The organism is Vibrio sp. 1F263 (assembly GCF_041439035.1).
Lineage (GTDB): Bacteria > Pseudomonadota > Gammaproteobacteria > Enterobacterales > Vibrionaceae > Vibrio > Vibrio tasmaniensis_A.
In genome coordinates this window covers 1-19,766 of sequence record NZ_JBGONI010000028.1, presented here as the reverse complement: position 1 = coordinate 19,766, position 19,766 = coordinate 1, and the positions used below count along the sequence as shown (strand labels likewise).

The window sequence follows — 19,766 nt, the reverse complement described above, 5'->3', positions numbered from 1 at the left end:
ATTTTACAGCCTGTAAAACTGTATATATCGTAGAAATCGTCGTTGAAATGGCGCCTTGAATTTGGCGAAAAGCCAAGTAATTGGCGAAAGCTAAGTTTTTGGTTTTATTGCAAATATAATGTGATGTAAAACTGTGAAATAGCTCGAATCGTTTGCTTAAATTGGGTAGTATTCGCTAGATTATCCACTACTCGTGAAACTTTGACATGAAACTAACACTTAAGCAGAAGTTAATAGGTGCTAGCCTATCTGCTGTTGTCGTTATGGCAACAGCGTTAACTTGGTTATCAGCAAACCAATTATTTGAACAGACTCGTAACGGCGTATACCTGCGAGCTGAAAGCGTATCAGAAGCAGCATCTGAAGGTATTAAAAACTGGATTGATATCCGCACCGATATCGCATCAGCATTTAATGACTTTTCACGAGAGGATGATGTTGTTCCTTTCCTTAAGCAAGCTCGTGTAGCGGGTGGCTTTGACGATATCTTTTTAGGTACTCCAGAAGGCGGAATGTACCGTTCACATCCTGAACGTAATCGTGCAGATTACGATCCTCGTCAACGCCCTTGGTACCAGGAAGCAAACGCAGCCGGTAAGCAAATTATTACAACCGCTTATCAAGATGCGATTACCCAAGCGCTTCTAGTTACGATTGCTGAACCTGTTCGTCATAACGGTAAGCTTGTTGGTGTTGTTGGTGCGGATGTACTTATTGATCAACTAGTCAACGATGTTATCAGCTTAGATGTTGGTGACAACGCTTACGCAATGCTCATTGATGCCTCTGACGGCACATTCCTAGCACACCCAGACTCAGCACTGAGCCTTAAGCCTGTAAGCCAGCTTTCAAACGACATTTCTATGCCTATCATCGAAAACGCAGTGCGTACGGGTAGCATCGAGATCATCAAAGAGCGCGGTGCTGAGAAGCTTCTTTACTTCACTAATGTGCCTAATACGAACTGGATTTTTGCAGTTCAGATGGACAAAGCAACAGAAGAAGCGAATCACTCAACACTACTTACTCAGTTGATCACAACGGCGGTCATTATTACGTTAATCGTAATCGTATTAGTGTCCTGGTTAGTGAGCTTCCTATTCCGTGATTTGAACCGTGTTTCAGCGGCACTTGAAGAAATTGCTTCAGGTGAGGGCGACCTTACACAACGTCTTGAGCCTAAGAGCGATGACGAAATTGGTAAGCTTGCTGAAAACTTCAACCGTTTTGTAGGCAACATGCACACCATGGTGATCAAGCTAAGCGAAGTATCTGCTGCGCTAGGTAACCAAGCACGTCAAACGGCTTCTCAAGCTGAAGAGCGTAGTGCTCGCATTCAGATGCAACAAGACGAAATCAATATGGTAGCAACAGCCGTGAACGAAATGGCTGCAGCAACGCAAGAGATTGCGGGTAACGCTGATCAAACTGCACAGAATTCATCTGAAGCTGTTGGCGCGTGTGAGCACGGTACGGGTCAAGTTACACAGACTCAAAGCTCAATCCAAAACCTTGCACAAGAAGTTCAAGTTGCAACGAACGTGATTCTTGAGCTTGAAGAGCACGGCAATAGCATCAACGCTATCTTGTCCAATATCCAAGGCATTGCTGAACAAACTAACTTACTTGCACTTAACGCAGCGATTGAAGCTGCCCGTGCTGGCGAACAAGGTCGCGGTTTTGCGGTTGTTGCTGATGAAGTGAGAGTTTTGAGCCAACGTACACACGGTTCAACTCAAGAAATTCAACAAACGATTGAATTACTGCAAGGTACAACGGGCAAAGCGGTAAGTATCATGAACGATAGCCGAACGCTTGCTGAAACCAGTGTTGATGACTCAAACTCAGCGGCCGCTAGCTTAACGCAAATTCATGCTGCTGTTGAACGTATCAGTGATATGGCGACTCAAATCGCTTCTGCTGCAGAAGAGCAAGCGTCAGTAACGTCTGAGATTACTCGTAACACTGAAGGAATCCGTGACGTATCTAACGAGCTAGCAGGTGAAGCGCACCAAGCTGCAGAACAAGCTGCTCAGCTTTCTGAACTGTCTAATGAACTAGAAAATGAAATCAGCCGTTTTAAGCTGTAATTATAGATAGATAGAACGAAGCCCCAACTTAGGTTGGGGCTTTTTTATGTTCGCTTTTTAGAAGAAGCAAAATGTCGTGATCTAATCATGCTGGGCTATTGCTTATTGAAGGTTAAACAGCCCGAGCGTGACACCGAATATGTTTTATTATGGCTTCTAAACCTTGACTCCGACTGGCGCTAAGCTGAGATTTTAAATCTAGCTGGCGGAACCAGTCTTTAATATCGAATTCTAGAACGCTCGCGGGTTGTTGGTTGTTATAGGCGATCAACACCAATGCTAGCAAACCTTTAACTAGCGAAGAATCGCTGGTCGCTTGTATCGACATTTTGTTCTGTTGGCTGATGGAAAGGTCTAGCCATACGTTACTTTGGCAGCCTGCGATAAGATGTGTTTTATTCATCTTTGTCACAGGGAAGGGCTCTAATCGGTCCCCCAATTCTATCAAATACATATAACGTTCTTCCCAGTCAGCGCATCGCTCGAAGTTTTTCTGGAGCTTTTCAGGGGACATAAGCTACCTTAACAGTTGGTGGATTCGTTTTAGTGATTGGCACAAGGCGTCTATGTCTTTGGGCCTTGTGTACATGCCAATCGATGCGCGACACAGCGAGTTTTGTCCGAGTCGTTTTATAAGGGGCATTGCGCAGAGATGTCCGGTACGAATCGCAATACCATATCTATCTAAGAATGAACCCACATCAAAAGAGTGTTGATTCTTCATATTAAAAGCCAAAACGCCCGTGCGGTTATCATCATCGCCATAGATCTCTATTGCTGGTATCTGTCTAATGCTCTCCACCAAATAATTCATTATATTTTTTTCATAGCCAGAGATCTCTTTGAAGCCGATAGCTTCAATGTAGTCTAGAGCGGCGCCTAAACCTAAAATGCCGGCAATATTCGGAGTACCTGCTTCGAACTTCCATGGCGCTTGGCCAAACGAGGTTCCCAAAGGCAGGGTCACTTGATCGATCATGGCTCCGCCGCCTTCCCATGGCACCATGTTGTCGAGATGTGTTTTTTTTGCATAAAGCACGCCGATGCCTGTCGGGCCATACAGTTTGTGCCCAGAGAAGGCGTAGAAATCACAATCGAGGTCCGTCACATTGACTTCATCGTGCATGACAGCTTGAGCACCGTCTACTAACACGGGGACTTTTGCTTTATGTGCAGCTTTGACTATCGTTTTAATTGGGTTTATGCGACCTAGAACATTCGATACGTGGCTAATCGCCAGCAGTTTTGTCTTTGTATTCATTAACGACACAAGGTCGTTGAGATTCAAATAGCCATTTTTTGCCATTGGCCAAACACGAATGTTGACATTATAAATTTCAGAAAGCATCTGCCAAGGAACAAGGTTGGCGTGATGCTCCATCTCCGTCACGATGATTTCGTCACCCGCTTTTAACCTAGGGCGCAAATAGCTATTCGCAACGAGATTGATGGCCTCTGTCGTCCCTTTGGTAAAAACAATAGTTTCTCTGGATTTAGCTGAAATGAACTGAGCAAGTTTTTCTCTCACTTGTTCCATTTCTTCGGTTGCTTTAGAGCTTAGGTAATGGACACCGCGATGAACACTCGCATAATCATGTTGATAAAACTGAGTCATGCGGTCGATAACGACTTGAGGGGTTTGGGCCGTTGCAGCACTGTCTAAATAGACCAAAGGCTTGTCGTAAACTTGAGTTCTTAGAGCTGGGAAGTCATTAAACCAAGGGCTTGTATTTTCGCTCGAATCAATCATTTGGACATCCTTTATTGAGTGACGCATTGATTTTATCTATCGCAGATTGTCTTAGGGCGGGGTGTTTAATTCTCTCGGTAACGCCAATGACAAACGCAGAGGTAATCATGTGCTCGGCTCGTTCTTTTGGGATACCTCTAGAGCGTAAGTAGTTGATTTGGTTTGGGTCGATTTGCCCTGTTGTTGCACCATGGCTGCATTTGACATCATCGGCATAAATCTCTAATTGAGGTTTAGAGTTTACTTGGGCTTCATCGCCTAAAATCAGACTGTGGGTGTCCATTTGCCCGTCTGTTTTTTGCGCGGTAGGGTCAACATAGATCATGCCGTCGAAAACAGACTTAGATTGGTTTCGAGCGATGGTTTTATGATTTTGTTCACTTTGGCAGTGGGGAGAGTTGTGTTTCAAATAGGTGCGAGTATCAAAAACTGCCTCACCTTGAGGTAGGGAAATACTGTCCATAGCGACAAAACCTTGTTCGCCAGTCAGTTCTGAACTTACTTGATGTCGTATCAATTGGCCGGAGTAGAGCAAGCAACAAGAGTAGGCGCTAGCATGCGCATTAATCACCAAATCGTTATGACCGAAGTGATGTTGACTTAAGGCCTCTTCGACAATTTTAGTGTGATGATAGTGAGCACCGCAACCAACGTGTTGTGTTAAGCGAGATAATGTTACGCCTCTACCACTACCTTGTGAAACATGGTGTTCGATGACGGTGACTTCCGCATGATCTGCGACTTCAATATGGCTTCTGTAGCTTGATACATCACCTTGTTTTCCGGAATTGATATGCAGAAGATAAATAGGTTTCGATACCTGCGTATTCGCTTCGACCTCGATTAATATGCCACTTGAAGCGGTAGCATCAGTAATATAGGTAAAAGCGTCTGGCTTTATTGAACGAGATAGCTCATCGATTTCAATTGGAGAGAGCGCGCAGATGGGAGTCACTCGAACTTTTGGAATCCAGTCGGAGTATCGAGCTAAAAAGAAGCCGTCGACGAAGACTAATCGATAAGCATCAATGTCTAAACTGAATTTGTTGTATGGCGTGTTAGTTGTCGACTGCTGTGGTGCGCTGCTTAGCTCTAGTTCGTTTAATCGGTCAAGAGGCGTGTATTTCCAGTCCTCATGTTGAGGGGACGGTAACTCAACCCCAAGCAATTTAGACCATTGTTTTTTTTGCCACTCATGCGGTCGAACAAGGGTTTCAAATGAATCAAGCAATGAATGTTTATTGTTCATCAATGATCCACCCATAGCCTTTCTCTTCTAATTCTTGAGCTAACGTGTGGTCACCAGATTTTACAATCTTTCCTTGGTACAACACGTGCACGAAATCTGGTTTGATGTAATTGAGGATACGTTGATAGTGCGTGACCAAAATGAAAGATCGTTGCTCATTCTGCAGCGCGTTTACACCTTCAGAGACGGCTTTAAGGGCATCAATATCTAGACCTGAGTCGGTCTCGTCTAGTATACAAAGATCAGGTGAGAGCACCGCCATTTGTAGAATGTCATTGCGCTTTTTCTCTCCACCAGAGAATCCCTCATTGACAGAGCGTTGGAGTAAATTTGCCGGCATCTTCAACAATTGCGCTTTTTCTTCCAATAGATCTTCAAAGTCAAAACGATCGATTGGTTCTAAGCCTCGATATTCACGAACCTCGTTGAGAGCTGTATTTAGAAAGAGTTTGTTACTGACACCTGGAATTTCGACAGGGTACTGAAAGGCTAAAAATACCCCTTCACCGGCTCTTTCCTCTGGATCTAGCTCTGTAAGATCTTGACCTTTGAAAACAATCTCACCACTGACGACCTCGTAATCATCCTTGCCTGCCAGTGTGGCGGATAGGGTACTTTTTCCTGACCCATTAGGCCCCATAATTGCGTGAACTTCACCAGGTTTAACGGTTAGGTTAATACCTTTTAGGATAGTATTTTCTTCAACGCTGACATGTAAATTTTTAATTTCTAACATTTTATCCCACACTATGCTCGAGGCTGATTGATAGAAGTTTCTGCGCTTCAACAGCGAATTCGAGTGGTAATTCTGAAAATACGTCTTTACAAAAACCATTGACGATCATGGATATGGCGTTGTCTTCACTGATCCCTCTTTGGGTGCAGTAAAACAGTTGATCTTGGCCAATTCGAGAGGTCGTTGCTTCGTGTTCAACGTGAGCAGACGGGTTTTTGACTTCGATATAAGGAAAAGTGTGAGCCCCACATTCGGCGCCGATTAACATTGAATCGCACTGAGTGAAGTTTCTCGCACCTTCTGCGTTGGGGGTGACTTTAACCAGCCCTCGGTAACTGTTCTGGCTTTTGCCTGCTGAAATCCCTTTTGAAATGATGGTAGAGCGAGAGTGTTTTCCTATATGAACCATCTTAGTGCCGGTATCGGCTTGTTGAACGCCATTCGTTAAAGCGACGGAGAAAAACTCACCGACAGAGTAGTTTCCTTTGAGAATCACGCTTGGGTACTTCCACGTTATCGCAGAGCCTGTTTCTGATTGAGTCCAAGACATTTTGCTGTACTCGCCTTCGCAAACCGCACGTTTGGTTACGAAGTTGAGTATGCCGCCTTGTGAATCCTCTGCTCCTGAGAACCAGTTTTGCACAGTGGAATATTTAACTTCAGCACGCTTGTGAATGATGACTTCTACGACGGCGGCGTGAAGTTGATAAGTATCTCTCATCGGGGCAGAGCAACCTTCAATGTAGCTGACGTATGAGTCCTCATCAGCCACTAAAATTGTTCTTTCAAACTGGCCTGTTTTTGCTTGGTTTATTCGAAAGTAGGTAGAGAGTTCTCTTGGGCATCTCACACCTTTAGGGATGTAAACAAAAGTGCCGTCAGAGGCAACAGAGGCATTCAAAGCTGCAAAGAAGTTATCTTCAGGTGGAACAACGGTGCCTAAGTATTGCTGCACAAGTTCAGGGTATTCTTGGATTGCTTCGCTGAATGAACAGAAGATGATCCCGAGTTCTTTCAGTTCGTTTTGATAGGTAGTGGTGACGGAAACTGAATCGAAGATTGCATCGACAGCAATTTCTGAACCTTCCCTAACTGGAATCCCCAGTGTTTCAAAGGCTGTCTCGACTTCTTCGGTTAAAAATTCATTCGAGCCATCATCACTATCTTTATCACAACTATCTTTGTCGCAGCTAGAGCAACTTGGGGCGGAGTAGTAACTGTAATCTTGGTAATTTAGGTCTGGATAATCGGCTTTTAGCCAATGCGGTTCCTCCATTGTTCGCCATTTACGGAATGCTTTGAGGCGAAACTCCAACATCCATTCGGGTTCGTTACGTTTTGCGGAGATTGCTCGAACGACTTGTTCGTTGATTCCCTTCGACAAAGTATCTGAAGATAACTCAGTGTAGAAACCTTCACGATAGTGACTGCTATGCAGTAACTCTGTAACTTCAGGCTGCGTGTCAATTTCAGGTCGCGTTTTAGCTTCAGACTGCATTTCTAATGCGCACATGGTTAAACTCCAAAACTCTCGCCACATCCACAAAGGTTCTTCACTTTGGGATTATTGTATACAAAATTACTGTTTAAACCCTGACGCACAAAGTCGATCTCTGTGCCATCGATCATAGGTAGGGCTTTGAGTGCAATATAGAAAATGACGTCATGTGATTCGTACTTGATGTCGTCATCGGATGGCGAATCGATCAGCGCCACTTCATATGCAAACCCCGTACAGCCAGAGGACTTAACCGTGAGGTGGAAGTGCTTTTGCCCATGTGATAACTGGGAAATTCTGTTTGCGGCACTTTCACTTAACGTGACGCCTTGCCACTCCATATCATGTATGGATATGTCATTAGAACCGGAACTCGAAATACTCACCTTACTGCTCCATATTTGACTGGTGACAATAGATGATATTGATTATCATTTGCATATCAACCATGTATTGTCTATGGTCTTTAAGTCGAGGATCAATATGTTGACAAAACATAAATCCCAAATACTATATGTGCCAATATATATTAGTAATGATTATCATTAAGATTTAATTGAGGTTGTATAATATGGATGTCATCGTTTATTCCAAGCCACAGTGTGTGCAATGCACAGCAACGGTTAAGGCGTTACAGAGCAAAGGAATTGAGCATACAGTTGTTGATTTAACGTGCGACGAAATCGCAATGGAAAGAGTTCAATCAATGGGTTATCGACAAGCTCCCGTGGTTGTGGCCAATGACCGCCACTGGTCCGGTTTTAGACCTGACATGATCAGCGCGTTGGGTTAATGATTGTTTATTATTCTAGCGCTTCCGGGAATACGAAGCGGTTTGTCGAACAGCTAGGATTACCTGCGATCAGGCTTCCTACTGAGGCCAATGAAAGGGCGCTAGAGATTGAGCAACCATTCGTACTCATATGCCCGACTTATGCCGATGGTGAGGGGCGAGGAGCTGTGCCTAACTCTGTTATAAGTCTATTGAATAACCCGAATAATCGAGCATTGATTAAAGGTGTGATTGCATCGGGAAATCGAAACTTTGGAGCTCTTTTTGCTCGCGGAGGTGCCATTGTAGCTGAAAAATGCAATGTACCGCTGTTGTATCGTTTCGAACTATCTGGAACCCAGAGCGATATTGATATCGTGACAAATGGGTTAGAACAATTTTGGAAACATCATGGATAACCACTTTGAGAACGAGTCCCTTGACTACCATGCTTTAAACGCAATGTTGAATCTACTTGATGAACAAGGGACGATTCAGTTTGAGGCAGACAAGCAAGCGGCTCGACAGTTTTTCTTACAACACGTTAATCAAAATACCGTTTTCTTTCATAATTTAGACGAGAAGATCGACTATTTGCTCAGAGAGGGATATTACGAGGCTCAAGTTATTGATCAATATGATCGCAGTTTTCTTCATCAAATCTGGGCAAACGCCTATCAAGCCAAATTTCGATTCCGCACGTTCTTAGGTGCTTATAAGTTTTTTACTTCCTATGCACTGAAAACTCGTGATGGTAAGCGATATTTAGAAAGGTTCGAAGACCGAGTGGTTATGACTGCGCTGTTACTGGCTCGTGGTGACTGTGAATTTGCTCTGGCACTAATGGAAGAAATCATTCATCAACGCTTTCAACCGGCTACGCCCACTTTTATTAACTCCGGTAAAAAGAGCCGTGGTGAATTGATCTCCTGCTTTTTGTTGAGAATCGAAGACAATATGGAGAGCATCGGTCGTGCGATTAACTCATCGTTGCAACTCTCACGTCGTGGCGGTGGTGTTGCTTTACTTCTGACGAACTTAAGAGAGCAAGGTGCGCCCATTAAGGGGATCTTAAATCAAAGTTCAGGTGTCGTCCCTGTGATGAAATTGCTTGAAGACAGTTTCTCGTATGCAAACCAATTGGGGTCTAGGCAAGGCGCGGGTGCTGTCTATCTCAATGTTCACCATCCAGACATCATGCAATTTCTTGATACAAAAAGAGAAAATGCCGATGAAAAAATCAGAATTAAGACCTTGAGCCTTGGTGTTGTCATTCCCGATATTACTCTAGAATTAGCCAAGCAAAACAAAGATATGTACTTGTTTTCTCCTCATGATGTCGAGCGAGTGTATGGCGTACCTTTCTCTGAAATTAGCGTGACGGAGAAGTACCATGAAATGGTGGACGACCCGAGGATCCGCAAAGGGAAAATGAGTGCAAGAGGGCTTTTCCAAACACTTGCCGAGATCCAATTTGAGTCGGGCTATCCATACATTATGTTCGAAGATACGGTTAATCAGGCTAACCCCATTCAGGGGCGTGTAAATATGTCTAACTTGTGTTCTGAAATATTGCAGGTCAACGAGGCGTCAAATTATGATGATGACTTGAACTATAGTCATGTCGGGCGAGATATTTCGTGCAATTTAGGCTCGATCAACATTGCCAAAGCCTTGGATGGAGGTCGACTATCTCAAACCGTTGATACCGCAATTCGAGCATTAAATGCAGTGTCAGAGATGAGCGCAATCAACAGTGTTCCTTCGATAAGAAAGGGCAACGATGAAAGTCATGCTATTGGTTTAGGTCAGATGAACTTGCATGGTTTTTTGGCTCGAGAACGCATTCACTATGATTCATCAGAGGCCATTGATTTCACCAGCAGTTATTTTGCCTGTGTTTTATATCACTGTCTCGTGGCTTCCAATAAGTTGGCACAAGAGAAAAAGAGTACGTTCAAAGGGTTCGAAGATTCTAGTTACAGTGATGGGTCTTTCTTCGACAAATATTTGCAGCAGGATTTCTCGCCAAAATTGGATGTGGTTAAAGATTTGTTTAGCCGTTTAGATATACGAATACCCACCGTATCTGAGTGGAGCGAATTGAAACAACTTGTCATGAGCTCAGGGCTATACAACCGATACTTACAGGCCATTCCTCCTACAGGCTCAATTAGCTATATCAACGACTCTACCGCTTCTATTCATCCCGTTACCGCTAAAGTGGAGATAAGAAAAGAGGGTAAAATTGGGCGAGTTTACTTCCCTGCGCCGTATTTGAATAACTCCAATTTAGAGTACTTCCGTGATGCCTTTTCCATAGGCCCTAAGGCAATAATCGATGTCTATGCAGCGGCCACTGAACATGTTGATCAAGGCCTTTCATTAACTTTGTTTTTTGACGATGAGGTAACGACGAGAGATATCAACAAAGCTCAGATCTACGCATGGAAAAAGAAAATTAAAACGCTTTACTACATCCGAATGCGACAGAAAGCATTAGAAGGTACTCAAGTCGAAGGGTGCGTGTCGTGCTCACTGTAATAAAGGGATAAACGCAATGAAAAAGATGGAATCCGGACCCGTTCAAGCGATTAACTGGAATCGTATGATTGATGGCAAAGATCTAGAGATTTGGAATCGCCTGACGGTTAATTTTTGGCTGCCTGAAAAGGTACCTTTATCCAATGATATTCAAACATGGAAGCAACTAACTGAAGAAGAGCAAACGCTAACGATTAGAGTTTTTACCGGTTTAACGTTACTCGACACGATTCAGAATACGGTGGGTGCGCCAGCCTTGATGGAAGATGCGAGAACGCCTCATGAAGAAGCGGTATTAACCAATATCGCTTTTATGGAGGCAGTTCATGCTCGTAGTTACTCTTCTGTCTTCTCAACTTTGTGTACTACGCCGCAAATTGATGAAGCGTTTCGCTGGGCTGAAGAGAACCCTCTGTTACAGAAAAAAGCACAGATTATCCTCGACGATTATTTGGCTGAAGGCGATCCGCTAAAGAAAAAAGTGGCCAGTGTTTTTCTAGAGAGTTTCTTATTCTATTCTGGGTTTTATCTACCCATGCATTGGTCGAGTCGGGCAAAACTGACCAATACAGCGGATTTGATCCGTCTGATTATTCGTGATGAGGCGATTCATGGTTACTACATTGGATATAAATTCCAACTTGCTTACCAATCTCTTAGTGAGGAAGAACAGGCGAGAGTTAAGGATGAAGCTTATTCATTAATGTTCTCTCTTTATGAAATCGAAACACAATATACCGAATCGCTTTATGATCCTGTTGGCTTAACTGAAGATGTGAAGCATTTTCTACATTACAATGCCAACAAGGCATTGATGAACCTCGGGTTTGAAGCATTGTTCCCGGATGAGTTATGTCAGGTTAACCCTGCTATCATGGCCGCCTTGTCGCCAAATGCTGACGAAAATCATGACTTCTTTTCTGGTTCTGGATCTTCTTATGTCATAGGTAAAGCTGTCGCTACTGAAGACGATGACTGGGACTTTTGAACAAATAGCCCGAGTATGAACTCGGGCTTGAAAGAGGATTACTTACCCCTGAATCGACATCATCGTTCTAAGGCCAGCCGTTTGAAAATTAGGTCACTCAGACGGCAAATTTTGCTTTAACTCTAAAAGCATTTTATAAGCACTTTCGCCAGACATTTCGTATGGGTTAAATTGATCCGAAGTCGAAAATTGTAAGTTCAACAGTTCAGTCAAATTAGACTGCGGAATGTCTCCCATTGACCAATCTCCAAACTCTCGACAATCAACTTCCTTAAAATACAGTATGGTCACTCTCTCGTGCCGCTTATCGTTTAGGATGTGATTGTAGGTATGGTTTACCGCCTCCCTAGAGCCTTCAATGCATTGAAGAAAGTACTTTTGATTATGACTGAGAAGCCCTGTTAGATGGCTCTGCCGGTTGTGGTCTCGTGAGATAGTGAGTATTTCATCCAGTGCTTTGGAATCACAACATTCGGAAAGTGTACTGACATAAATTAACCGAGTTAGGAACATAGGCATCATTTCGAATTTTTGTTCAAAGGGTATTAATAAATATAAGCCAAGCTCATGGAATTGCGAGTTATTGACCTAATTGTCACTCGGGGGCTTTCGGAAGAGAAGAGGATGGCGATGAAGTCGCAAAGGACAGCTAGCAAGATGCGCTAAAATGAGCCGAATATTGGACATTCAATCATTCTAGCGACCTGCTTGCATCGAGTCTCTCGTTAGTCGTTAAGAACCGAAATCGATTCGACGTTGGAAGATGCATCGAATCGAACATTGACCAATACGCTTTCACGTTCAAAAGTCACATCATCAAAATCAGTGGCTGCGATCTTAAATCCATTCCTTGCGAATAAACTGGTCACTGTTGTTCGTTGTTTCTGTTCCATGGCGCTTGTCAGTAGTTCGTTCATTGTGATCTCCATTAAGTAACCGTGTGCATAGTGTAAGCGTACAGGGTCTACGTTATGAGTTCAATTGCTTAATTAATAAGCTGTGTTGATGAGTTCAATTGAATGATTTTGGTATTCCAAAATGTGATAAATAAGAGGGTGGATGGCCGTATTACCTATGATAAGTATGGTGTAATGTGACCACCGTTCAGTAGACTTTTGGGTAGGGGTTTATTTAAAAAAATTCAATGTAATAAGTGGTTACAAATCGAACTAGTGTGGTTTGTGGTTTTACGTTTTTTCGAAATTACTTTGTATTGGTTCAGGTTATTGCGATGTCGCATCTTCGGCATCCTGTTTTAATCTTTAGCCATAAACGGACTTGATGACTTGATGGATTAGTAATTCTGCCGTTGCTTTTTGGATGTTGGGGTTTTTCAATTTAAGCGATAAGTCTTTGATCTAATGAGCAAGAAGGAACGTATTTCTGTTCATTTAATTGAAGATGAGTAGGCAAAGATGTTATCTAAAGAGACTGAATCAAGAATTATTGAAATGGCGTGGGAAGACAGAACGCCGTTTGAAGCAATAGAACTGCAATTTGGTTTAAATGAATCAGAGGTGATTCGCTTGATGCGCAGTCGTTTGAAGCTTGGCAGTTTCAAGTTGTGGCGTACTCGCGTTTCTGGTCGCTCTACCAAGCACGTAAAACTTCGTAGCTCAGATGTATCTAGAGGTTATTGCCCTACTCAGTATAAGCATCGTTAAATTGATACTTACGTAGATTTGTAGCCTCAATGGATATCCCTGTATGGAAAAGAAAGGAATAAAAGGAATAAAAGGAATGAAAAAGTTTATTACTCTATTTTTGGTATTGCTCTGCTTTGGTGTCAGCCATGTTCAGGCCAATGATGCGCGACTTAAGCAAGCTTACCAAAATCACAAAAGTGATGTTCAAGTACGTGGGTCGGGTTTAGTTTCACGATTACTTCCAGACGATAATAAAGGCTCTCGACATCAGAAGTTTATCTTAAGGCTCGACAGCGGACAAACTTTGCTGGTGGCACATAATATTGATTTAGCTCCTCGTATTCAGGGATTGAGAAAGGGCGATAGAGTTGAATTTTATGGGGAGTATGAATGGAACAAGAAAGGTGGCGTGATGCACTGGACCCACAAAGACCCTCGGAATCACCATGCTCATGGCTGGCTGAAGCATAATGGGAAAATATACGAATAGACGACACTTGGCATGGCATATCTGCCATTGAAGAGCATCGTAGAAGGGTGTTAGAGATAGGTAGTGAAAGGGTGCCTATCACTGGGTTTTGTTGTAACTTGGTTTTTAGTGATTTAATAATTTGAGGCTTTATGATTGAAGTGAATTATTTAGTTCAAGTCGTGAGTATTCCTGATGATCTCATTGAAGCATCACAGAAAGCGGGTTCAGACTTGTATATGACCTACAAGCTTTATCAGCTGCTTGTACAGTCCAATCTTTTGTGGCGAGTTTGGTATATCGATGAATTTGGCAAAGTTTGGCTTGAAGTCAATTTGGTTAATGATGTGGGTGACCCAGAATTTCATACGATAGCTTTAGATCAAGGTACTTATCTGAAAATAGACACGGAATGCTATGAAGTGTTGGATGAGTTGAAATAGACGAAAAGAGCCGATAGTTCGGCTCTATCATTGGCTCTCGATAGGTCTATTTGTAAGCTAGCTTCGCTTGGTTATTTTTACATTAAACCCAACGGGAGACATCGTGAACGCAAACTGTTCAACCACAGTTTCAGGGGCTTGTTGTGGCTCAATGCTGAATTCTTTAAACAATGTATGAAAGGCGAGTTTAATTTCCATCATGGCCAATGAGCGTCCAGGGCATAGCCTTGCTCCTCCACCAAACGGCTGAAGGTTAGAGAAGGAAGCGCCATCTTTTTCTACCCAACGATTCGGGTTAAACGTTGTTGGATCTTCAAATAAATCAGGGTCAAAACCATTCGCGTGTAGCATTACAAAAACAGGTGTGCCTTTTTTTACTTCGATGTCACCAATCTGAGTGTCTCGTGTGGGTTCCAAATAAAGTTGTGGTGCTACCGGCTTTAATCGCATGGCTTCATACATCACCGCTGTCATATAAGGTGTTCGAGGAAGCGGCCATTCTAAGACTTTTCTCTTCCCTAGGGCGTCAAGTTCATCTTGTAAGGCCAACTCACTACTGCGATTGCCGCTGACTAAGAATGCCATCCATGCCAGTGTATTCGCTGTGGTATCTTCACCTGCTAATAGAAGGGTAATAGCATTTGCAACAATATCTTGGTCAGTTAATGAGGAATCTTGTTCTTGTTCCAATAACATGATTTGCAGCATGTTCTCTGGTGAGTCTTTAAGGGCTGGTTCGTGAACCAGACGAGCGCGTTGTTTTTCAATACACCCATAAACGAAATGCCCTATGTCTTCCAAACTGGTATCAAACAGCTTGTCTTTTTTCGTTTTGAAAAAACGCCACAATGGAATTGGAGAACTACAGCGTTGATTTATTACCGGAAATACGTTTTGTAAGCTTTTACTTAGTGGCACAGTTGTTTGTTCTATAGAGTTAAAGTCTTCCCCGAACGCTAGCAGAGATGTTACATCAACCGTGTATTTTTTAAACTCTGCTACGAGTTCGACCACTTCTCCTGATTCCGCTAGCATTTCAAGGTGCTTTCCCAAACGCTCCGTAATCACACTTAGCTGAGGGTGAAAATTTTTCAGATGACCCGGCTGAAACATAGGTTCTGTTAATTTTCGTTGATGCTTCCAACGTTCTTCTTCAGCAGAGAATACGCCATTAAGACCGACTTCATCAAAGACACTCTCGATATTCTTTAGGCGGCGAAATTCATCCGGTCTCGATTTCAACACCGACTTGATTTGAGCTGCGTCGGATAATACAAGTACATCTTTCATGCCTAGCTTTAAACGAAAATGAGCACCGTACTCTCTAATCCAACACAACATTTGCTGATGAACATTGGACTTTTTTAAATAACTAACATGTCCTAAAACACCAGAGGTGGGTGGCATTGGTAGCTGCTCAATTCGCTGCATTTGTATTTCCTTATGTATATCATTGATGGCGCGTAACAATACTGAAGTTACGGCTAGAGCGATAAGTAACTTCAGCATCTAATTTAGCAAGTTTCATGGTTTGGTAAGTAAAGGTATGTAAGTGAGTGGTTAACCGCTAAATTTACGAAACCTCGGAACCGGAGATTCCTCGACAATTACTTAACGAATATTTTTGACAGTGGACTAATTACGCCGTTGGCTCCTCTATCTATGATGTGAGTATATATTTGCGTTGTTTTTAGATCGGTATGTCCAAGCTGTTCTTGAACTGTTCTAATATCAGCACCGCTTTGAAGAAGGTGCGTAGCAAATGAATGCCTTAAAGTGTGGCAGGAAATGTTTTTCTCAATGTCGGCTTTTTGGCTAGCGACCTTAATGTGTTTTTGTAGTGCTGTTGGATGAATATGATGCCTACGTAATTCACCTGTTCGTAAATCGGGTGCCAGACGAGCAGAAGGAAAAAGAAATTGCCAATTTAAGCTTCTTTCTGCACTCGGGTATTTTTTAGCTAGAGAGTCGGGCAGGTATACGCCAGAAAAAGCTTTATCATGTATATCTTGCTGATAGTATTCTGCGGATTTCTGTTGTTGCAACTGGATTGCGGGAAAAAGCTCGGGGGCTATTGTCACTATACGGTTCTTTCCTCCTTTTCCTTGCCACACTCGCACTGATTTGTAGTCATAGTCGATGTCTTGCATTCGTAAGCGCAGACACTCCATCAACCGTAGGCCTGACCCATACATTAATTGGTAAGGTAATTTGAAGTTAGCTGAGCAGTGGTTAAAGAACCTGCCAATTTCTTCTGGAGTCATAACCGTTGGCAACTTTCGGGATTTTTCTGAACGGCGAAACTGCATATCAAGTTCAATGGGTTCCTGAACGATTTCTTTGTATAAAAAGACTATCGCATTGAGGGCTAGGCTCTGCGTTTTCTGTGCTGACTTCCTATCAACAACTAAGTGCGTCAGGAAGTCTTCTACATGCCTCGACGTCAAACTTCTGGGATGCTTTTTATCATGATAAAGAATGTACTGGTGAATCCAATAAATGTACGCCTGTGTAGTACGAAGAGCATAGTGTCTCCCCAACATATACTCTTGTATATAGGCTAGAAATGGTGATTTTTGCATTTTAATTTTAACTGGTTATATATACATGAGTTTCAGTTTGGCACATCAATTCATGCTATATAGAAAAAATCTGTATTTTGGGATTCAGGCAGATGCTCGTAGTGCTTAAGTTGCTGTTAGTTTTAATAAAAACGGGGTATGGTTAACTTCATCAAGATACTAGATAGAAAAATTCTACATTTAAATGCAGAATTTTTCTGTCTAAGAGCTGTTATGTTTTGGTGTGCCCCCGAAAACAACCAAAATTTACGATTAAAAGGCTTGGTAAATTTAACCAGCCGACGGTTTATCCATAAGGAGTATCATGGATCAGTTATCCAATATTATGCATAAAGAGCATGAAGGATTTTTTTATGAGTATTTTGAAAACTACAGTAATGATTGTAATTGCATGTGGAGACAAAATGCGGCACATCAAAATGTCTATTCTATCGAGCGCATAGATATATTACCTGAATTTCGCAGGAAAGGATTAGCTAAAAAGTTGCTCTCTGAGACGCTTAAACGTATTGCGGTAGAATGCCCTAAAGCTTGCGTAGAAATCACCGCAGAACCAGACGCGGATAGCGAATTAACTATGGAGAATCTCGTAACTTTTTATGAATCTCTCGGATTTGAAAAGTACCAAAGCCTTGGAACTCGTGTTCATCTTCGTCTATATCTGGATGATTCTGTGAAACCACGCGAAGTGTATGATAATCCATCGTATTTCAGCTTTTAGATAAAAACATAACAATCGCATCAACACGATTTACTACACTCGGCAATCTCAGTTTGCCGGGTGTTTATCGTTTTAAGGCGTCAATTTTAAGTATAATTGCTTGGTAGTAAACGTGTTATGCAGGCGTTAGGCAATACGGGCATGCAAAGTGCGTGCTATTGCATTATCATTAATTTTTTCTTTTTATACTGAGAATATGAATAAGATTGTTAAGTTTGTTTTAGGCACTATTGGGGCCGTAGTAATTGGTGCAATAGGCAGTGGGGTTTGGGAATACATCTTTCAACCAGCACTCCGCTCCGGCTCTAATATATTGTTAGAAGTTGCAACGCTAGGTATTGAAAGCTTTAAAAATGATCTGTATCGAGATGTAGCAAAAGGTTACAGAGAGCAAGCTAGCTACTCGTTGTTGCTGTCTTTTACTTCTCTACTAATTAGTGGCTACATTGTTGGTTGTCTAATAATGTTTTCAAAAGTTAAAGATATGATAAAAGCAGAACAAGAAACTCTTGCAGACCTGAATGAAATGGAGTTAGAAATAGAGCATGGTCCAACAGAAGAAATAGATGACAAGCCGGAAAAGGCTGATTTACTAGAAAGAATAGAAGATATCAGAAAATCACTACAAAGCTCTGGAAGCAAGAAAATTAAAAAGTATTGTTATGCAATGACTCTTATAGTGGTTGTTATTAGTGTTAGCAAATTTGTTGGAATAATCAAAGACGGATATATTAATGGTGCAGTGACACATTATACTCAAATGGTAAGAATTGTGAGCCCATATGTTGAAAAGGATAGGTTAATTGAAATTGAATCTGAATTTTCTCAGATTCAATCATCGAGTGACTATGAAAAAATTATCGATAGCTTGAATTTCTATATTCAGGAACATCAATTACATAAACCACAATTCAGTGTTTGGTGATTTTGCCTAACAAATGCTTTAAGGCGGACCGCCAACTTTTGGCATTTTTAGTCTGGATTGGGTGTAGTGATTACGGCGGTCTGTTTGAGTGTCGTTTAAGTTGGCAGCCACTTAAGCAGGCGTTAGGCGTTCTGGTAGATAAGTATGAATTATATAAAAAAGTATAAAGAATGGTGTAGAGAGTCGAATGATTCTCCGAATGGTTGGCATCAAAAGAGAGGTTTCGCCTTTGAGAAGATATTAATAGAATGGTTAAAAACCGAAGGTTTAGAACCACGTGCTGGGTATAAACCGGATGGTGAACAGATAGATGGCTCTCTCTTTCTTGATGGGAGTGTATTTCTATTAGAAGCTAAATGGGTTAAAGACCCCATACCTGCATCAACAATTTATCAATTCAAAGGAAAAGTGGATGGTAAGTTGTCAGGAACACTAGGTATATTTATATCGATGTCGGGTTACTCAGAAGACGCAATTGATGCATTGACGTTAGGAAAATCATTAAATGTGATACTTTTTGATAAACGAGACCTTGATGCAGTAATCGCAATGCCAAATGGTTTTAAGTGGACACTTAAGGAGAAGCTTCGAATCGCTGCCGAAGAAGGTGTTATATATCACGCCCCGAAAATTCAACAAGTTACCAAAGAGCATGATGAACTGGTCAACTTTTCTGATATGCATTATATGCACAGAGAAAACCGGATTGCTGAACGAGAGCTAACTATTGTTTGTGAAGGAGGGGTTGATAGACATATATTATCGTATTTTGTGAAAAAAATTCTTAAGGAACATGACCTGAATAAAAAAGTAAACTTTGTTATGGGAGGAGGAACAACGACACTTCAAGTAGTAGCTAATATGAATCGAAATACCTCTAAAGATACGCCTGTATTAGTGGTGATTGATTCTGATGGTGATTATTCGGGTACAGTGGAAAGGCTTAAATATAATATCACTTTAGACAATTGGCAATATTCAGTACCGCACCCTTCGATAGGTATTTGGCTAGACCTTGAAGAGAGTGAGTTTCGTTGCATGATTAGACATCATCCTAAGCTACTTCGAGCATTAGATAATGTCGATATGGAGCAGTTAGCTAATACAAATAAATCGTTTAAATCATTGTATGATTGGGTGAAAAACGCCTAACAAAGCATTTAAGAGTGATTCGCAACGCTTGGCAGTTTCGCTTCGCTCAAGTATAGCCAAGCGCTGCTCACACCTTAATGCGGCGTTGATATGACCCCCACAGTCAATTAAAAACGTAGAAGTTTCTCTCCTGTATTATCAGAGCTTTTCTTGTTGCTTAGGGGATAGTGTTACCGCATAGATGAAGCAAGTAATGTCGTC

The 19,766-nt window shown here is 42.0% G+C and carries 21 protein-coding genes; 11 read left to right on the top strand and 10 right to left on the bottom strand.

Annotated elements, in window-relative coordinates; translation table 11 throughout:
* The first annotated feature begins 206 nt into the window (after positions 1-206).
* Positions 207-2,090 (top strand): methyl-accepting chemotaxis protein, encoded by a 1,884-nt coding sequence (locus ACED25_RS16475; protein WP_371695697.1) that lies wholly within the window; start codon positions 207-209, stop codon positions 2,088-2,090.
* A 112-nt stretch (positions 2,091-2,202) separates the two neighbouring features.
* On the opposite strand, the gene ACED25_RS16470 is transcribed toward ACED25_RS16475, so the two are convergent.
* From ACED25_RS16470 to ACED25_RS16445, 6 genes are read right to left on the bottom strand one after another with little or no spacing between them, the layout of a single operon-like run.
* Positions 2,203-2,604 carry a SufE family protein gene (locus ACED25_RS16470; RefSeq protein ID WP_012604295.1) on the bottom strand — a complete coding sequence of 134 codons (402 nt, stop codon included), beginning with the start codon at positions 2,602-2,604 and terminating at the stop codon, positions 2,203-2,205.
* A gap of 3 nt (positions 2,605-2,607) precedes the next feature.
* Positions 2,608-3,840 (bottom strand): SufS family cysteine desulfurase, encoded by a 1,233-nt coding sequence (locus ACED25_RS16465; protein WP_371695696.1) that lies wholly within the window; start codon positions 3,838-3,840, stop codon positions 2,608-2,610.
* Positions 3,833-5,089, bottom strand: coding sequence for a Fe-S cluster assembly protein SufD (gene sufD, locus ACED25_RS16460; RefSeq protein ID WP_371695695.1), 1,257 nt, complete (start codon positions 5,087-5,089; stop codon positions 3,833-3,835). The genes ACED25_RS16465 and sufD overlap by 8 nt, the downstream gene beginning before the upstream one ends.
* Positions 5,079-5,825, bottom strand: coding sequence for a Fe-S cluster assembly ATPase SufC (gene sufC / locus ACED25_RS16455; RefSeq protein WP_371695694.1), 747 nt, complete (start codon positions 5,823-5,825; stop codon positions 5,079-5,081). The genes sufD and sufC overlap by 11 nt, the downstream gene beginning before the upstream one ends.
* Position 5,826: 1 nt before the next feature.
* Complete coding sequence (gene sufB / locus ACED25_RS16450) at positions 5,827-7,338, bottom strand: Fe-S cluster assembly protein SufB (RefSeq protein ID WP_371695693.1); 1,512 nt, start codon at positions 7,336-7,338, stop codon at positions 5,827-5,829.
* Positions 7,339-7,340: 2 nt separating this feature from the next.
* Entirely contained in the window at positions 7,341-7,709 is a 369-nt protein-coding gene (locus ACED25_RS16445) for an iron-sulfur cluster assembly accessory protein (RefSeq protein WP_009847125.1), read from the bottom strand.
* Positions 7,710-7,894: 185 nt separating this feature from the next.
* Here ACED25_RS16445 and nrdH point away from each other — a divergent pair, with 185 nt between their 5' ends.
* Genes nrdH through nrdF form a run of 4 tightly spaced genes read left to right on the top strand, consistent with a single transcriptional unit; the run spans position 7,895 to position 11,627 of the window.
* Positions 7,895-8,116, top strand: coding sequence for a glutaredoxin-like protein NrdH (nrdH, locus tag ACED25_RS16440; protein WP_009847124.1), 222 nt, complete (start codon positions 7,895-7,897; stop codon positions 8,114-8,116).
* The gene (gene nrdI, locus ACED25_RS16435) at positions 8,116-8,514 is read left to right on the top strand and encodes a class Ib ribonucleoside-diphosphate reductase assembly flavoprotein NrdI (protein WP_012604288.1); all 399 of its coding nucleotides are present in this window, start codon (positions 8,116-8,118) and stop codon (positions 8,512-8,514) included. The genes nrdH and nrdI overlap by 1 nt, the downstream gene beginning before the upstream one ends.
* On the top strand, positions 8,507-10,639 hold the full coding sequence (gene nrdE / locus ACED25_RS16430; protein WP_371695692.1) for a class 1b ribonucleoside-diphosphate reductase subunit alpha: 2,133 nt from the start codon (positions 8,507-8,509) through the stop codon (positions 10,637-10,639). The genes nrdI and nrdE overlap by 8 nt, the downstream gene beginning before the upstream one ends.
* A 16-nt stretch (positions 10,640-10,655) precedes the next feature.
* Entirely contained in the window at positions 10,656-11,627 is a 972-nt protein-coding gene (gene nrdF, locus ACED25_RS16425; protein ID WP_032555225.1) for a class 1b ribonucleoside-diphosphate reductase subunit beta, read from the top strand.
* Between the two features lie 93 nt (positions 11,628-11,720).
* Here nrdF and ACED25_RS16420 read toward each other — a convergent pair whose 3' ends face one another.
* Positions 11,721-12,140 (bottom strand): BLUF domain-containing protein, encoded by a 420-nt coding sequence (locus ACED25_RS16420; RefSeq protein ID WP_017097344.1) that lies wholly within the window; start codon positions 12,138-12,140, stop codon positions 11,721-11,723.
* Positions 12,141-12,352: 212 nt separating this feature from the next.
* A complete protein-coding gene (locus tag ACED25_RS16415; protein ID WP_009847119.1) occupies positions 12,353-12,544 on the bottom strand; it encodes a hypothetical protein in 192 nt (63 codons plus the stop codon).
* 498 nt (positions 12,545-13,042) lie between these two features.
* Here ACED25_RS16415 and ACED25_RS16410 point away from each other — a divergent pair, with 498 nt between their 5' ends.
* The 3 genes from ACED25_RS16410 (at position 13,043) to ACED25_RS16400 (ending at position 14,185) form a co-directional block, all read left to right on the top strand.
* Positions 13,043-13,291 carry a TIGR03643 family protein gene (locus ACED25_RS16410; RefSeq protein WP_009847118.1) on the top strand — a complete coding sequence of 83 codons (249 nt, stop codon included), beginning with the start codon at positions 13,043-13,045 and terminating at the stop codon, positions 13,289-13,291.
* A 76-nt stretch (positions 13,292-13,367) separates the two neighbouring features.
* Complete coding sequence (locus tag ACED25_RS16405) at positions 13,368-13,763, top strand: DUF3465 domain-containing protein (protein WP_029225537.1); 396 nt, start codon at positions 13,368-13,370, stop codon at positions 13,761-13,763.
* A gap of 131 nt (positions 13,764-13,894) precedes the next feature.
* Positions 13,895-14,185, top strand: a complete 291-nt coding sequence (locus ACED25_RS16400; protein WP_009847116.1) for a hypothetical protein — start codon at positions 13,895-13,897, stop codon at positions 14,183-14,185.
* Positions 14,186-14,242: 57 nt separating this feature from the next.
* Here the strand turns inward: ACED25_RS16400 and ACED25_RS16395 are convergent, their stop codons facing one another.
* Positions 14,243-15,616 (bottom strand): cytochrome P450, encoded by a 1,374-nt coding sequence (locus tag ACED25_RS16395; protein ID WP_371695691.1) that lies wholly within the window; start codon positions 15,614-15,616, stop codon positions 14,243-14,245.
* A gap of 176 nt (positions 15,617-15,792) precedes the next feature.
* A complete protein-coding gene (locus tag ACED25_RS16390) occupies positions 15,793-16,767 on the bottom strand; it encodes an integron integrase (RefSeq protein WP_371695690.1) in 975 nt (324 codons plus the stop codon).
* Positions 16,768-17,071: 304 nt separating this feature from the next.
* Here ACED25_RS16390 and ACED25_RS16385 point away from each other — a divergent pair, with 304 nt between their 5' ends.
* From ACED25_RS16385 to ACED25_RS16375, 3 genes are all read left to right on the top strand, one after another.
* Positions 17,072-17,488, top strand: a complete 417-nt coding sequence (locus ACED25_RS16385; protein ID WP_108112258.1) for an N-acetyltransferase — start codon at positions 17,072-17,074, stop codon at positions 17,486-17,488.
* A 148-nt stretch (positions 17,489-17,636) separates the two neighbouring features.
* A complete protein-coding gene (locus tag ACED25_RS16380; protein ID WP_371695689.1) occupies positions 17,637-18,413 on the top strand; it encodes a hypothetical protein in 777 nt (258 codons plus the stop codon).
* A gap of 144 nt (positions 18,414-18,557) precedes the next feature.
* Positions 18,558-19,565: a restriction endonuclease gene (locus tag ACED25_RS16375; protein ID WP_371695688.1), complete on the top strand. Its 1,008-nt coding sequence runs from the start codon at positions 18,558-18,560 to the stop codon at positions 19,563-19,565.
* The last annotated feature ends 201 nt before the right edge of the window (positions 19,566-19,766 follow it).

What these genes read in the sequence shown, in the direction of transcription:
- ACED25_RS16475 (WP_371695697.1), top strand. Translation starts at nt 207, where the DNA reads ATGAAACTAACACTTAAGCAGAAGTTAATAGGTGCTAGCCTATCTGCT.
- ACED25_RS16470 (WP_012604295.1), bottom strand. Translation starts at nt 2,604, where the DNA reads ATGTCCCCTGAAAAGCTCCAGAAAAACTTCGAGCGATGCGCTGACTGG.
- ACED25_RS16465 (WP_371695696.1), bottom strand. Translation starts at nt 3,840, where the DNA reads ATGATTGATTCGAGCGAAAATACAAGCCCTTGGTTTAATGACTTCCCA.
- sufD (WP_371695695.1), bottom strand. Translation starts at nt 5,089, where the DNA reads ATGAACAATAAACATTCATTGCTTGATTCATTTGAAACCCTTGTTCGA.
- sufC (WP_371695694.1), bottom strand. Translation starts at nt 5,825, where the DNA reads ATGTTAGAAATTAAAAATTTACATGTCAGCGTTGAAGAAAATACTATC.
- sufB (WP_371695693.1), bottom strand. Translation starts at nt 7,338, where the DNA reads ATGTGCGCATTAGAAATGCAGTCTGAAGCTAAAACGCGACCTGAAATT.
- nrdH (WP_009847124.1), top strand. Translation starts at nt 7,895, where the DNA reads ATGGATGTCATCGTTTATTCCAAGCCACAGTGTGTGCAATGCACAGCA.
- nrdI (WP_012604288.1), top strand. Translation starts at nt 8,116, where the DNA reads ATGATTGTTTATTATTCTAGCGCTTCCGGGAATACGAAGCGGTTTGTC.
- nrdE (WP_371695692.1), top strand. Translation starts at nt 8,507, where the DNA reads ATGGATAACCACTTTGAGAACGAGTCCCTTGACTACCATGCTTTAAAC.
- nrdF (WP_032555225.1), top strand. Translation starts at nt 10,656, where the DNA reads ATGAAAAAGATGGAATCCGGACCCGTTCAAGCGATTAACTGGAATCGT.
- ACED25_RS16420 (WP_017097344.1), bottom strand. Translation starts at nt 12,140, where the DNA reads ATGTTCCTAACTCGGTTAATTTATGTCAGTACACTTTCCGAATGTTGT.
- ACED25_RS16415 (WP_009847119.1), bottom strand. Translation starts at nt 12,544, where the DNA reads ATGAACGAACTACTGACAAGCGCCATGGAACAGAAACAACGAACAACA.
- ACED25_RS16410 (WP_009847118.1), top strand. Translation starts at nt 13,043, where the DNA reads ATGTTATCTAAAGAGACTGAATCAAGAATTATTGAAATGGCGTGGGAA.
- ACED25_RS16405 (WP_029225537.1), top strand. Translation starts at nt 13,368, where the DNA reads ATGAAAAAGTTTATTACTCTATTTTTGGTATTGCTCTGCTTTGGTGTC.
- ACED25_RS16400 (WP_009847116.1), top strand. Translation starts at nt 13,895, where the DNA reads ATGATTGAAGTGAATTATTTAGTTCAAGTCGTGAGTATTCCTGATGAT.
- ACED25_RS16395 (WP_371695691.1), bottom strand. Translation starts at nt 15,616, where the DNA reads ATGCAGCGAATTGAGCAGCTACCAATGCCACCCACCTCTGGTGTTTTA.
- ACED25_RS16390 (WP_371695690.1), bottom strand. Translation starts at nt 16,767, where the DNA reads ATGCAAAAATCACCATTTCTAGCCTATATACAAGAGTATATGTTGGGG.
- ACED25_RS16385 (WP_108112258.1), top strand. Translation starts at nt 17,072, where the DNA reads ATGGATCAGTTATCCAATATTATGCATAAAGAGCATGAAGGATTTTTT.
- ACED25_RS16375 (WP_371695688.1), top strand. Translation starts at nt 18,558, where the DNA reads ATGAATTATATAAAAAAGTATAAAGAATGGTGTAGAGAGTCGAATGAT.